The 12737-nt window shown below is 70.1% G+C and carries 16 protein-coding genes; all 16 read right to left on the bottom strand.

Annotation, left to right across the window (positions count from 1 at the left end):
- Positions 1-71: 71 nt before the first annotated feature.
- Positions 72-1121 carry a hydrogenase expression/formation protein HypE gene (gene hypE / locus L880_RS0115860; RefSeq protein WP_027476513.1) on the bottom strand — a complete coding sequence of 350 codons (1050 nt, stop codon included), beginning with the start codon at positions 1119-1121 and terminating at the stop codon, positions 72-74.
- A gap of 34 nt (positions 1122-1155) precedes the next feature.
- On the bottom strand, positions 1156-2301 hold the full coding sequence (gene hypD, locus L880_RS0115855) for a hydrogenase formation protein HypD (protein ID WP_027476512.1): 1146 nt from the start codon (positions 2299-2301) through the stop codon (positions 1156-1158).
- A complete protein-coding gene (locus L880_RS0115850; protein WP_027476511.1) occupies positions 2298-2579 on the bottom strand; it encodes a HypC/HybG/HupF family hydrogenase formation chaperone in 282 nt (93 codons plus the stop codon). The genes hypD and L880_RS0115850 overlap by 4 nt, the downstream gene beginning before the upstream one ends.
- A complete protein-coding gene (locus L880_RS0115845; RefSeq protein WP_027476510.1) occupies positions 2552-3742 on the bottom strand; it encodes a Kae1-like domain-containing protein in 1191 nt (396 codons plus the stop codon). Before L880_RS0115845 ends, L880_RS0115850 begins: the two co-directional genes overlap by 28 nt.
- A gap of 28 nt (positions 3743-3770) precedes the next feature.
- The gene (gene hypB / locus L880_RS32515; RefSeq protein ID WP_425389193.1) at positions 3771-4754 is read right to left on the bottom strand and encodes a hydrogenase nickel incorporation protein HypB; all 984 of its coding nucleotides are present in this window, start codon (positions 4752-4754) and stop codon (positions 3771-3773) included.
- 69 nt (positions 4755-4823) lie between these two features.
- Positions 4824-5171 carry a hydrogenase maturation nickel metallochaperone HypA/HybF gene (locus L880_RS0115835; RefSeq protein WP_019574247.1) on the bottom strand — a complete coding sequence of 116 codons (348 nt, stop codon included), beginning with the start codon at positions 5169-5171 and terminating at the stop codon, positions 4824-4826.
- Positions 5164-6297, bottom strand: coding sequence for a hypothetical protein (locus tag L880_RS0115830; RefSeq protein ID WP_027476509.1), 1134 nt, complete (start codon positions 6295-6297; stop codon positions 5164-5166). The genes L880_RS0115835 and L880_RS0115830 overlap by 8 nt, the downstream gene beginning before the upstream one ends.
- A complete protein-coding gene (gene hybE, locus L880_RS32510) occupies positions 6294-6851 on the bottom strand; it encodes a [NiFe]-hydrogenase assembly chaperone HybE (RefSeq protein WP_051443349.1) in 558 nt (185 codons plus the stop codon). Before hybE ends, L880_RS0115830 begins: the two co-directional genes overlap by 4 nt.
- Positions 6852-6867: 16 nt before the next feature.
- Entirely contained in the window at positions 6868-7107 is a 240-nt protein-coding gene (locus tag L880_RS0115820; protein WP_027476508.1) for a rubredoxin, read from the bottom strand.
- Entirely contained in the window at positions 7104-7970 is an 867-nt protein-coding gene (locus L880_RS0115815) for a hydrogenase expression/formation protein (protein WP_027476507.1), read from the bottom strand. The genes L880_RS0115820 and L880_RS0115815 overlap by 4 nt, the downstream gene beginning before the upstream one ends.
- 12 nt (positions 7971-7982) lie before the next feature.
- A complete protein-coding gene (locus L880_RS0115810; RefSeq protein WP_027476506.1) occupies positions 7983-8489 on the bottom strand; it encodes a thioredoxin domain-containing protein in 507 nt (168 codons plus the stop codon).
- Positions 8486-8815: a HypC/HybG/HupF family hydrogenase formation chaperone gene (locus L880_RS0115805; RefSeq protein WP_027476505.1), complete on the bottom strand. Its 330-nt coding sequence runs from the start codon at positions 8813-8815 to the stop codon at positions 8486-8488. Before L880_RS0115805 ends, L880_RS0115810 begins: the two co-directional genes overlap by 4 nt.
- A 4-nt stretch (positions 8816-8819) precedes the next feature.
- Positions 8820-9446 carry a HyaD/HybD family hydrogenase maturation endopeptidase gene (locus L880_RS0115800; protein WP_027476504.1) on the bottom strand — a complete coding sequence of 209 codons (627 nt, stop codon included), beginning with the start codon at positions 9444-9446 and terminating at the stop codon, positions 8820-8822.
- A 4-nt stretch (positions 9447-9450) separates the two neighbouring features.
- A complete protein-coding gene (gene cybH, locus L880_RS0115795) occupies positions 9451-10200 on the bottom strand; it encodes a Ni/Fe-hydrogenase, b-type cytochrome subunit (RefSeq protein WP_019574239.1) in 750 nt (249 codons plus the stop codon).
- Positions 10201-10238: 38 nt separating this feature from the next.
- The gene (locus tag L880_RS0115790) at positions 10239-10811 is read right to left on the bottom strand and encodes a HupE/UreJ family protein (protein WP_245615185.1); all 573 of its coding nucleotides are present in this window, start codon (positions 10809-10811) and stop codon (positions 10239-10241) included.
- 58 nt (positions 10812-10869) lie between these two features.
- Complete coding sequence (locus L880_RS0115785; RefSeq protein ID WP_019574237.1) at positions 10870-12726, bottom strand: nickel-dependent hydrogenase large subunit; 1857 nt, start codon at positions 12724-12726, stop codon at positions 10870-10872.
- Positions 12727-12737 lie beyond the last annotated feature (11 nt).

The following is a 12737-nucleotide window of genomic DNA, read 5'->3' as shown; positions in this document are numbered from 1 at the left end:
GGCGGGCTGGCGGATTGTAAAGGGGGGCACAGCCTGGTCACAGGGCTGTTTTCCCGGGGGCTGGCGAGCCTTCAGCAGATGCGCGGCAGCGGTTCGCCGCTGAGCCAGTCCACCACCCGCTTGCCCCCGAAGCGGGTGTTCATCTGCACGAAATGGTGCGGGTCGGCGCTCACCGTGCCGATGCGCGTGGCGCGCCGGCCCAGGGGGTGGGCGCGCATCGCCGCCAGGACGGCCGCCTCGTCATCGGGGGCGCAGATCGCCACCAGCTTGCCTTCGTTGGCGATGTAGAGCGGGTCCAGGCCCAACAGCTCGCAGGCGGCCTCGACCTGGGGCAGCACTTCGATGGCCGCCTCTTCCAGCACCATGCCCACGGCGGACTGCCGGGCGATCTCGTTGAGGGTGGTGGCCAGCCCACCGCGGGTCGGGTCGCGCAGCACGTGCAGGCCCGGTGCGGCCTGCAGCATGTCGGCCACCAGGGTGTGCAGGGCCGCGCTGTCGGACAGGATGGCGGTCTCGAAGGCCAGCGACTCGCGTTGCGACAGCACCGCCACGCCGTGCTCGCCGATCGGGCCCGACAGCAGCACCACGTCGCCGGCCCGCGCATGGGCGCCGCTGACATCGATGCCCGGTGCCACCACGCCCACACCGGTGGTGCTGATGAAGACCCCGTCGCCCTTGCCGCGTTCGACCACCTTGGTGTCGCCGGTGACCACGGGCACCCCGGCCTCGCGTGCAGCCCGGCCCATGCTTTGCACCAGGCGCTGCAGATCGGCCAGCGCAAAGCCCTCTTCCAGAATGAAGCTGGCCGACAGGTACAGCGGCGCGGCGCCCATCATGGCCACGTCGTTGAGGGTGCCGTGCACGCTCAAGGCGCCCAGATCCCCGCCGGGGAAAAACAGCGGCGACACCACATGGCCGTCGGTGCTCATGACCAGGCGGCCGGCCGGGGGCAGGGGCAGGGTGGCGCCATCGTTGCCTTGGCGCAGAAAGGCGTTGTCCAGCGCGGGCAGGAACAACTCTTCGATCAACTGGGCGCTGGCGCGCCCGCCGGCGCCGTGGTTCATGTCGATGCGCCCGTGGCGGATGTCCAGGGGGCGGATGTAGTCTTTGCGCAGGCTCATGGGGGGCAGGTCCTTGGGTCCTTGGGGCTATTGATCAGGCCGATTCGGCGACGATCGCGATGTCGCGGAAGCGCCCGTAGGAATAGTGTGCGGCGCAGGCGCCCTCGCTGGAGACCATGCACGAGCCCACCGGGTTCTCGGGGGTGCACACGGTGCCGAAGATCTTGCAGTCGGTGGGCTTTTTCACCCCGCGCAGGATCGCCCCGCATTCGCAGGCCTTGTTGTCGGCCACGGCCCGGTAGGGCAGGTCGAAGCGGCGCTCGGCGTCGAAGGTGGCATAGGCGTCGCGGATGCGCAGGGCGCTGTCGGGCACCTCGCCCAGGCCGCGCCACTCGAAGCTGGGCCGGTGCTCGAACACCTGGGCCATCAGGGCCTGGGCGTGGCGATTGCCGTGGCGGTCCACCGCACGGGTGAATTCGTTCTCGACCAGCGCGCGCCCTTCGTTGCATTGGCGCACCAGCATCAGGATGGCCTGCATCACGTCCAGCGGCTCGAAGCCCGCGATCACCACCGGTTTGCGGTAGCCCACCGCAAAGGGCTCGTAGGGGGCCGATCCGATCACGATGCTCACGTGCGCCGGGCCGACAAAGCCGTCCAGCGGCACGGTGCCGTACTGGGCCACCTCGGGCGAATTCAGGATGTGCGTGATGGCCGCGGGCGTGAGCACATGGCAGCACAGCACGCTGAAGTTGAGCAGCCCCTCGGCCTTGGCCTGTGTGATCACCAGGGCGGTGGGTGGGGTGGTGGTTTCAAAGCCGATGGCGAAAAACACCACCTCGCGCTCGGGGTTGCGGCGCGCAATGGCCAGGGCGTCGGCGGCCGAGTACACCATGCGGATGTCGCCGCCACGGGCCTTGGCCTTCATCAGCGACAGGCCATCGGAGGCCGGCACCCGCAGGGTGTCGCCGTAGGTGCAGACGATGGCGCCATGCTGCAAGGCCAGCCGGATCGCCATGTCCACCCGGCCGATGGGCAGCACGCAGACGGGGCAACCCGGGCCATGCACCATGCGCACGTTGGGGGGCAGCAGCTCGGCCACGCCATAGCGCGAGATCGCGTGGGTGTGCCCGCCGCAGAACTCCATGAAGTGGTAGCGGCGGGCGGGGGCGGCCTCGCTGGCCAGGCGCTGGGCGATCTGGCGGGCGAGATCGCCGTTGCGGAATTCGTCGATGTACTTCATGGCTTGAGCGGTGTTTCGGTGTCGAGCAGGGGGGTGTCCAACGGAGCGTTCAGTTCAACGTCCAGGTGGGCCATCTCCTCAAAGAGCGCCAGGGTCCGGGCGGCCTCTTCGGGGTCGATGCGGCCGATGGCGTGGCCCACATGCACGATCACGTAGTCGCCCGGCCGCGCATCCGGCACCAGGGCGATGGAGATGGTCTTGCGCACACCGCCCAGATCGACGGTGGCCTGAAGGTCGTCATGGAGGTCGATCAGGAGGGCTGGCAGGGCAAGGCACATGGCTGGCTTTCGGGGGCGGTTTCGGTTTCGGTCGGGGGGGCACTGGCCCGGATCTGGTGGGCGGCCACCCAGGCCTGGCCCAGGGCCAGACCGGCGTCCCCGCAGGAGTGGTTCAGGGCGCGGTACACGCTCAGGCCGCGCTGGCGCAGCCCCTCGGTCAGCTGCTCGGTGAGCAGGCGGTTGAAAAAGCAGCCGCCGCCCAGGCACACCGAGCGGGTGCCGGTGGCTTCGGCCGCCAGCGTGGCCCAGTCGGTCAGGCCCCGGGCCAGCTGCCGGTGAAAGTGGGCCGCGGCTCGGGGGGCGTCGAGCTGCGGTGTGTCCAGCAACTCGGCCAGCAGGGGGCGCAGGTCCAGACCGCTCAGCGAGACCGGCAGCGCCGGCGAGGTGGGCAGGCTCTGCGGGCCGTGCTGGGCCAGCCAGGCTTCGGCGCGGGTCTGCAAGCGGATGGCGGCCTCGGCCTCGTCGCTTTGATGAATGCTCAGGCCCAGCGCGCCGGCGGCCGCATCGAACCAGCGCCCGGTGCTGCTGGTGGGCGGGCAGTTCAGTCCCCGTTGCAGCAGCGTGTGAACCCCGCGCGCACAGGCTTCGCCGGCCGGGGCGGCGAAGCGCCCGGGCACCTCGTCCAGTCGGCCCAGGGCGTGCAGGGCGGCTGCCGCCATGCGCCAGGGCTCGCGGGCCGCCCGGTCGCCACCGGGCAGGGCGATGGGGCTCAGGGAGCCCAGGCGGCGCCATTCGCCGGGGCTCACCCACAGCAGCTCGCCGCCCCAGGCGCCGCCGTCGGTGCCCAGCCCCACGCCGTCGAGGGCCAGGCCCACCACCGGCTGATCGAGCCCATGTTCGGCCATCACCGCCCCGATGTGGGCATGGTGGTGCTGGACCCCGACCGCAGGCAGTTCCCATTCGTGGGCCAGGCGCACGGCCAGCCGGGTGCTGAAGAAATCAGGGTGCAGATCGTGCGCCACCACCTGCACGCGGTGGCGCGCCTGGGCCGCCAGGCCCCGGGCCGAGGCCTCCAGGGCATGGCAGGCCTGCGGGTCGCTCAGGTCGCCATGTGGGGCGGACCACTGCAGGCCCTGCGGGCCGAGCAGGCAGGCGCGGTTCTTCAGCCAGGCGCCGCAGGCGAGCACGGTGGGCTGGGGGGCGGTGCGGTCGGGAGGCGTCACGGGGTCATCGCAGGCAAAAGCGCTGGTTTCAGGCGGGCACCCTGGCGCAGCTGAGCCAGTTCAGCCAGGCGTCCATGCCCTGGCCGGTGCTGGCCGAGAGCTTGATGACCTCGATGGTCGGGTTGACCTGGCGCGCGGCCGCGATGCAGCGCGCCACATCAAAGCGCAGGTGGGGCAGCAGGTCGACCTTGTTGAGGATCATCAGCTGGGCGGCGGCAAACATGTCGGGGTATTTGAGCGGCTTGTCCTCGCCTTCGGTGACCGACAGGATGGCGACCTTGGCGGCCTCGCCCAGGTCCCAGACCGCGGGGCAGACCAGGTTGCCCACGTTTTCGATGAACAGCAGGCTGTGCGTTTGGGCGTGAGCGTGATGGTGGTCGTGGTCGTGATGACCGTGGTGGGCGTGATCGTGGCTGTGCAACTGGGCAAACGCCTGCGCCACCATGGGGGCGTCCAGGTGGCAGCCCTTGCCGGTGTTGACCTGCACGGCCGGTGCGCCGGTGGCGCGGATGCGGTCGGCATCGAAGCTGGTCTGTTGGTCGCCCTCGATCACGGCCACCTGCAGGCCCGGCTCGCGCCGGCGCAGGGCTTCGATGGTGGCGCACAGCAGCGTGGTCTTGCCCGAGCCCGGGCTGGAGACCAGGTTGAGCGCCGTCACGCCATGGGCCTCGAAGTGGGCGCGGTTGAGGCGGGCGATGCGGTTGTTCTCGCCCAGGATGTCGGTCTCCAGCTTGATGGCCCGGGCCTGGCTCATGCCGGGCACGGACACGCGTGCCGCGCCGGCGCCAAAGTGCAGGTCGCCGGTCAGGGCGTTGACCTGCACCGGGGTCTCGGCCGCGTTTTCTATCTGGGTGGGGGCCTGGGTGGGGGCGGGGCCATCGCTGTGGTGATGGCCGTGGCCCTGACCGTGACCGTGCATGTGACCGTGCATGTGACCATGCCCGTGGGCATGTTGGTGGGCAGGGTCCTGGCTTGGGGAGGCGGTGCTGGCGCAACCGCAGACGACGCACATGGGCTTCTCCTCGGGGTGGTTCGTGATGTCGGGGTGGGGGGGCAGGGCGGGCTCGTGGGGCGGCGGGGCTCAGTCGTCTTCCACCTGCAGGTCCAGCACGCGCAATTCGGTGCCGCCGGTGGGCTGGAGCTGAAAGTGCCCGCAATGCGGGCAGGCCTGGCCCCGCTGGGCCAGCGCCACGGTGAGGCCGCAAGGCAGGCACCAGGCCTGACCCGGGGGCTCTTCGATGACCACGTGCGCGCCTTGCAGCAGCGTGCCCGGGGCCAGGGCTTCCAGGGCGAAGCGCAGCGCGCGGGCCTCCACGCCGGCCAGTTGGCCGGCTTCCAGACGCAGCTGGGTGACCCGTCGGAAGCCTTCCCGGCGGGCTGCGTCTTCGACCAGTTGGAGGATGCCTCCGGCGAGACTGGCTTCATGCATGCTGGGGGGCCTCCATCTCATAACTCACGCACGGATCGTACGCGCAGATCAGGGCCTGGACCTGGGCCTGCACCCGGTCTGGCGCGTCATGGGCGGGCCAGGCTTCCAGCGCCTGGGCCACCGACCCCCGGGGGTGGAAGTTCCACTCGGTGGGCGCCAGCACCTGGCAGTCCAGCACACGGGCCTGCGTGTCGGCCCGGCTCAGGCGCACCCGGTGCACCAGCAGGCCCCGCGCCATCTCCACGGCGGCCAGCCCTTCGCCCGGGCCGATGGGCCATTGCGCGGTCTGCAACCAGCCGCGGCCGCAGCGCCCCGGCTCGTCGGGCAGTGCCAGGCGAACCAATTCGGCCAGCCGGGCGCCCAGGCGCAGCCAGGGCGTTGCCGGGGCCAGGGTTTGAGCCGGCTGTGTGTGGCGGCGGCTCCAGGGACCGGTTTCGGCGCACTGGCCTTGCCAGTCGGGTTGACTGCTGAAGCGGTGCTCTGTCGCCAGCCGCCGGGCCAGCGCCTGGGCGGCGGCCTCGTCTGGCCAGGGCAGCAGCGGGCTGGCGGCCTGGGCCTGGTCGGTCCAGGCACGGGCCTGGCCCAGCAGGCGGGGCAGCCAGCCGTCGTGCGTGTCGCACCATTGCCTGAGATGGGTCTCGGGGCGCAGCTCCCAGGCGCTCAGCCAGCGCTCGGCGGGCTGGCCCAGCAGGTGGTGGGCCAGCCATTGCGGCAGATCCCCCAGGCCCGATCCCGGGCGCTTCAGCGCCGGGCAGCTGGCCAAGGCGTTGGCGGCCTGCACCGCGTGGGCGGGTTCGCCTCCCAACTGGCGTGGCCAGTCCAGCAGGATGCGGCGCAGGTGTTCGCGCAGGGTTTCCTCATGCAACGCGGCCAGGGCCTGGGCGTGGTCTTCGCCGGCCGGCTGGCCGCAGGCGGCCTGCACGGCCAGGCTGGCGCACAGGCGCTGGGCCTGCCCGCACAGGCTGAACAGCCGCCCCGCCAGCGCCGGCAACTGGTCAGCCGGCTGGCCGGGGGCCAGGCGCGCCAGCCAGTCCTGGCGGGTGCTGTGCAGGTTGTCCGGGCGCGCCCGGCCCGGCCGCAGGCGCAGGTGGCCGGCCAGGCCCGGGGGCGGCAGGTGCTCGCTCATGCGCTGGCCCCCCGGCCCAGAAAAAAGGCCCGGCGTGCCGGCATGGGTGGCGTGGCGCACGCGGGATGTCGGGCCTCGGCCTGCTTCAGCGGTGCGGGGTCTTGGCGCAGCAGTCGCAGCACCTCCTGCGCCGTGGCCTGTGCGGCGGCATGGTCGGCAAAGGCGAACATGGGCGAGAACAGGGAGCAGGCCTCGTACGCGCCCAGGGTGTCGTCCCAGGCCGAGATGAACTCGAACTCCGAGCTTCCGATCTGGCGGATCCGTTTGCGCCCAGGCTGCCGTGGCAGATCCTGGCGCTGCAGGGGCAGGCAGACCAGATTCATGAACCAGGGGGTGATCAGCACGCCGAGGCCGGCCTCGGGCTCTGGAGGAGGGGCTTCAGGATCGACCGGTGCGCATTCAAATCCCAGGGCTTCCACCCGCAGCAAGGGGTGCAGCACGGGGATGCCGGCCATGCGGTGGCCGGCAATCTCCTCGAACAGCCCGGCCAGGGCGCGGCTGCGCGCCTGCAGCAGCGCGGCAGCATCGGGCGGGTGGCGGATGTCGTGCACCATCAGGTCTCAGCGGATCTCAGCGGGGGGCGTCGTCCAGCACCATGAACTGGTCGGCGTCGCCGTCGCAGTTCGGGCAGCGCCAGTGCGTGGGCAGCGCGGTGAAGGCCACGCCCGGCGGGATCTGCCAGACCGGGTCGCCCTGGGCCGGGTCGTAGACCCACCAGCAGATCTTGCACTCCAGCCGCGCCCCCGGCGCCAGGCGGGTGGCGTCTCCGAGGTAGCTGCCTTCGAAGCGGGCGGCGCTGCCGGTGCTCATGCCTGCACCACCCAGTGCAGCACCTCCTGCAGGCGCTCATGCGAGTCCTGCAGGTCTTCCGGGGCGGCCAGCGCCACTTCGGGCAGGGCGGTGATCTCCACCGTGTTGAGGATCACGGTGTCCGCCGAGTTGTAGTACACCACCCGCCAACCGTTGGGCCGGCAGGTGTTGGTGATGCGGCAGTTGCCGTAGCCACGTGACAGGATCAGCACCCGACCCGTGCCCAGGTGGTGGTCCAGAAAGCCGATGTCCTCCACCGTCATGGGCAAGAGCGTGAGGTTCACCACATGGGCGGGCTGACCGGCTTGCCAGTCGTGCATGTGGTCTTCGATCTCGGCCAGCACGGCGGGGGCGTTCTGCACATTCGGGGGCAGGGCGCCGGCCCATTCGGGCAGTGCCGGGCGCCAGTCCTGCTGTGCGGCCTCGCGCAAGGCCTCGGGGATGGGGCCCAGTTCGATCTGGTCATCCACCGGCACGCCATGGACCGAGCGGATCACCCGCCACACGCCCGCGAACACGGATTCCTGCACGTTGATCTCCGTGGGCTCGTCGCCCAGCGGGGTCACCCGGGCGCTGACCTCGCCTTCGCCCAGCACCTGGTTCACCAGTTGCCGGTCGGCGGCGTCGAGGTGGTTCAGGCTGAGGCGCTGGTTGGCGCCGCCGTGGCGCACTTCGGCCAGGGCGCTCAGGGCCGCCTGCAGCACCCGGTGCGCGCCCACGCGATCGGCCACGTCCTCGGGTTCGGGCAGCGGTGGGGCGTGGAAGGTGCTCATGCCCTGGGGCATGGGCATGTAGTCCAGGGTGTCTTCTTCACTCTGGCTGCCGGGGCCCAGGCCCACGACGGGAATCGGAAAGTCTTTCATGCGGCAGCCCTTTCAATGGCAGTGGGAGGCAGCAGCGTCGCCCGAGACCACGGCAATGCCGACGCCGGGGGCGCGGCTGATCGGCCGCGCCAGGGTGGCGCCGACTTCGCGCACGAAATCCTCCCAGTCCAGCATCCCGCTCAGGGCGCCCACATAGCCGCCATCGCGCAGGAAGACCAGGGTGGGCCAGCGTTGCGAGCCGAAGCGGCGCGCCAGCCGCTCCTCGCTGGCACGGGGCACCACGCCGATCTGGAAGCGCCCGGCATGGGCTTGCTGCAGTTCCGGCAACACCACCGCCACATCCAGGCCTTCCGGGAAGCGGGTGGTGTCCCCGGTGAACAGCAGCACGCGGTCGCCGCCGGCGGCGGCCCAGGTGTCCAGGTTGTGCTCGTCGACCCATTGGCCGTTGAACTGCGTGATCAGGCGCTCGACCAGGGCCGGGGTGTCGGCCGGCGTGACCGGGGCCTGCACGGGCAGGCGGACCAGGTTCACGGGCAAAGAGGGGGTGTCGGTGCTCAAACGGGTTCTCCGGTGGTGGGCAGGGCGGGGCGGCCCGAGAGGGCCAGCAGTTCGTCCCGGCTCAGGCTCGAGGGCAGGGCAAAGGCCGGTTCGGCGCAGGCCTCGCCGGCCAGCGCCGCCTGCATCAAGGCCAGGGTGTCGTTGATTTCGCGCGCCCGCTCGGGCGACAGGATCTCCTGCGCGCTGTCGATGAAGACCAGCAGCCAGTCGCCCGGCTGGCAGGGGCCTACCAGGGCGGTGCGCACGCGGCGCAGCTCGCCGGGGCCGGCGCACAGGGCGTGGCCTGGCTCCAGCCGAACGACCTGCATGGGGATGCCGATGCACATGGGCTCAGGCTCCGGTCGGCATGAAGCGCTCGTCACCGACCCGGCAGGCCAGCGCCTCGGGCGGGCGCTCGGCTTCGTAGCGGTTGAGCGCCAGCTCGGCAAAGGTGATGGCTTCGTGATCGGGCAGCGGTGTGTCGCGCGGCCGGGGCTGGGCGCCCCACTGGCGCAGCCTGTCCAGGCCCAACGCCAGGGCGTCTTCCAGGGCCTGCTTGACCCGGGGCCGCAGGCTGCCGCCGTAGTCGTCCAGCTCTTCGGGCTGGCAGCCCAGCAGCACCACCTCCTGTGGATACTGCTCGGTGAGCTTGGCCAGCATCAGCACCTCCTGGAAGCCGGTCTGGTGCAGGCTCATTTTCTTGGCCCCCATGAAGGCGGGCACCTCGTCGCCCTCGATCACCTTGAGGGTGCCGGGCGGCAGCCCGTAGTCGATGGCATCGAAGATCAGCAGGCGCGAGGCGGCCTGCACGTGCTGGATCAGGTACAGGCCCTGGGTGCCGCCGTCGATCAGGCGCACCTGGTCGGCGAACTCGTAGCGCCGGTGCAGGGCCTCGACGCAGCGCACGCCGAAGCCCTCGTCGGCCCACAGCACGTTGCCGATGCCCAGCACGCAGAGGATTGGGGGGGCGTCGCTCACGGCCTCAGTCCTTGAAGGTGCGGTGGCCCGAGATCATGGTGCTGACCACGCTGGAGCGGCCCATGATGTCTTCGCGGATCGCGGCGTAGACGTGGATGATCACGAATACCACCAGCACCCAAAGGCCCAGGTGGTGCCAGGTGTGCACGTCCTGCGATTGCCCGAACAGGGGAATCACCCAGCCGAACAGCTTGTCGGCCCAGGAGCCGCGTTGCGCCCCTTCGGCATACAGCGCGAAGCCGGTCACGATCATGAACACGGTGGTGAGCAGAAACACGAAGACCATCGCGAAGCGGGCCAGCGGGTTGTGCCCCACGTACTTGCCCGGTCGGTCATTGAGAAAGCCATACCAGCGCAGCAGCACGCCGATCTCGCGCCAGTAGGCTTTCTGGAAGATGGGCACCCAGAACAGCTCCCGCGCATGGTGGTTGCCCACCAGGGCCCAGTACACCCGACCCAGCAGGCCGATGGCCAGCACATAGCCGGCGCTGAAATGGGCGAAGCGGATGTAGCCCATGATGAAGTGCTCACTGGCCTCGCCGCTGACCGTGGGCAGTGGCGAACCGATGAGGTAGCCGGTGATGGCCAGCACCGTGATGGCCAGGGCGTTGACCCAGTGCCAGGCACGCACCGGGGCCTCGTAGACATAGACCGATTTGAGCGCACGGGCCTGGGCGACCTGCAGCGCGTCGGCTGGGCTTTCGCTGGCCGAGACGGGCGTCAGCGGAACCTCGTTGGCAGATGGGGATGACATGGTGGTACCCGTTCATCAAAGTGAGGGGGGAGGCCGCCTCAGAGGCGGCCGAGCAGCATCAGGCCGCCACTGCCGGCCAGCAGCGTGGCCAGGCCCTGGCGCACCCAGCTCGGCACCCGTGTCAGCGCCTGGCCGGTCAGCAGGCCCAGGCCATGCAGCAGGGTGGAGCTCAGCACAAAGCCCAAGGCGTAGCCCATCCACAGCCCGCCCGCGCCGGCTTCCGCGCCATGGGCCAGGCCGTGCAGCAGGCCGGCACCGGCCACGGCGGCCAGCCCGAGCCGCACGCCGGTGCGCTGGCCCCACAGCAGCAGCGCGCCCATCAGCACCACGCTGGCCGCGATGGCGACCTCCAGCCCGGGCAGGACCGGGTTCACCAGGGCCAGCATCGCGCCTGCCAGCAGGCTCAGCAGGAACACGGCCGGCCCCAGCAGGCGCTGGCCGGCCGGCAGGGCCACGGCGGACCAGACGCCCACCGCCAGCATGGCCAGCAGGTGGTCCAGGCCCAGGAAGGGGTGGGCCAGCCCCTGGGCCAGGTCTTGCACGCCATGGCCGGGGTGGGCCTGGGCGGCGCCGGCCGCCAGCAGGGCCAGGCCGGGAATGAGGGGGCGCATCAGTGTCTTCATTGCGTTGTCTCCGGAGGTCGTTGGTCGTCGTTGCCGGGCGGGGTGTTCAGCGCACCTTGACGCTGGTCAGTTCAGCGCCGTCCGGGCTCATCACGTGGGTGGAGCAGGCCAGGCAGGGGTCGAAGGAGTGCAGGGTGCGCAGGATCTCCACCGGCTGCTCCGGGTTGACCATGGGGGTGTTCAGCAGGCTGGCCTCGAAGGCGCCGATCTGCCCCTTGTTGTCGCGCGGGCTGCCGTTCCAGGTGGTGGGCACCACGCACTGGTAGTTCTCGATGCGGCCGTTCTTGATGCGGATCCAATGGCCCAGAGCCCCCCGCGGTGCCGCCACGGTGCCCACGCCCTTGGCCTCGGCGGGCCAGGTGGCAGGGTCCCATTTCTCGACGTTGGCCGTGCTGGTGTCACCCGCCTTGATGTTGGCCACCAGTTCCTTGAAGTCGTCGTACATCATCTCGCCGCAGTACTGCGACTCGAGGGCGCGCGCCAGCGTGCGGCCGATGGTGGTGGGCAGCAACTGCTTGAGGCTGTACTGGGTTTCGGGCAGACCCAGGGCCTTGGGGATGCCGCTGTTGATCATGCTGGCCGAGAAGTCCACCTGCTCCTTCACGCGCTGGCAATGGGCGTGGCCTTTCTTGGCGTGGGCGTAGGCCAGGATGTAGCGCGACAGCGGGCCGACTTCGACGGCATGGCCGCGCCAGCGGGGCGACTTGATCCACGAGTACTTGGCGCTTTCGTCGATTTCCTGGATGTGGGTGCGCGTGCCCTTGGTCTTGTCGCCCAGGACGTAGTTGGGTTCGGTCACGCCGTCCCAGGGGTGCAGGCCCTTGGTCTCGTCGGCGTACTGGTACCAGCTGTGGGGCACGAACTCCTGCACCTGCTCGGGGTCGCGCGGGTCCACCTCGTGCAGTTCGTCCCAGTTGCCGTTGAGGATGGCGCCCCCGGGCAACTGGCGGGTGCGGGCGTCGCCCATGACCTTTTCATAGGTGCCGTAGTCCATCACATTGGTGGCGGCCAGCCCGCCGCCGTGCAGCCAGCCGGCCTGCTTGTACAGCGTGCCGATGGCCAGCACGTCAGGGATGTAGACCTTGTTGTTGAAGTCGATCATCTCCTGGATGCGGGCCTCGACGAAGTTCAGGCGCTCCATGTTGATCGGGGCACCGGCCGCGCCGTCGTGGTCGAGGTTGATGGCGCAGGGCACGCCGCCGACCAGGTAGTTGGGGTGCGGGTTCTTGCCACCGAAGATGGTGTGGACCTTGACCCATTCCTTTTGCAGGTCCAGCGCTTCCAGGTAGTGGGTGACGGCCATCAGATTGGCCTCGGGCGGCAGCACATAGGCCTTGGAGCCCCAGTAGCCATTCATGAAGGGGCCGAGCTGGCCGCTTTCGACGAACTTCTTCAGTCGGTTCTGGATGTCGCGGAAGTAACCGGCCGAAGACAGCGGGTGCGACGGCGAGACCAGTTGCTGGAGCTCCGAGGTCTTCTTGGGGTCGGCCTTGAGGGCCGAGACCACGTCCACCCAGTCGAGCGCATGCAGGTGGTAGAAGTGCACGGCGTGGTCATGCACCTGCAGGGTCTTGGCCATGATCTCGCGGATCAGGTAGGCGTTCTTGGGGATGACGATGCCCAGCGCGTCTTCCACCGCACGCACCGAGGTCAGGGCGTGGCAGCCGGTGCACACGCCGCAGATGCGTTCCACGAAGGCCCACGCATCGCGTGGGTCGCGGCCCTTGAGGATCACCTCCAGGCCACGCCACATGGTGCCGGTGGACACGGCGTTGCGGATCACGTTGTTGCTGTCGACGTTGACTTCGCAGCGCATGTGGCCTTCGATGCGGGTCACCGGGTCGACCACGATGCGGCGGCCCGAGTTGTCCATCTTGAAGCCTTGAGTTTCGTAAGCACCCATGTCTTGTCTTC

The sequence above is a fragment of the Curvibacter gracilis ATCC BAA-807 genome (assembly GCF_000518645.1).
In the GTDB taxonomy this organism is placed as follows: Bacteria; Pseudomonadota; Gammaproteobacteria; order Burkholderiales; family Burkholderiaceae_C; genus Curvibacter; species Curvibacter gracilis.
The sequence above is the reverse complement of the archived record's forward strand: the minus strand, read 5'-3'. Positions and strand labels throughout refer to the sequence as shown.